Below are 277 nucleotides of genomic sequence, written 5' to 3'. Positions count from 1 at the left end.
CAGAGGGCCCTGATAAGGGTCTCGTCTTTTAACAACCTCACCCTTTTTATTGTCTTTTATCGTCCAGTTATCAACGAGGTCTACACAGTTTTGGGTAACCCCGTCAAAACCTAATTCATACCATTTTTTGATTAGGATCCTGAGACAAATGAAATCCTGATTCGAGAACTTATTACTGGACTTTGTTGTTAGCATTACAGCTTCGTCAATTGAATCAAAACTCATAAACGAAATGAATTTCATGAAAACTCTGTTAATTTGCTTAACAGATCCGGGG

At 37.9% G+C, this 277-nt stretch carries 1 pseudogene; it reads right to left on the bottom strand.

Annotation, left to right across the window (positions count from 1 at the left end):
• Positions 1-243: pseudogene (locus tag FOV68_RS24225) on the bottom strand (hypothetical protein); the annotation flags it as partial.
• Between the last annotated feature and the right edge of the window lie 34 nt (positions 244-277).

It is taken from the genome of Pantoea sp. paga, assembly GCF_007558755.1.
In the GTDB taxonomy this organism is placed as follows: Bacteria; Pseudomonadota; Gammaproteobacteria; order Enterobacterales; family Enterobacteriaceae; genus Pantoea; species Pantoea agglomerans.
Note: the sequence above shows the minus strand (reverse complement) of the source record. Positions and strands in the feature narration are given on the sequence as shown.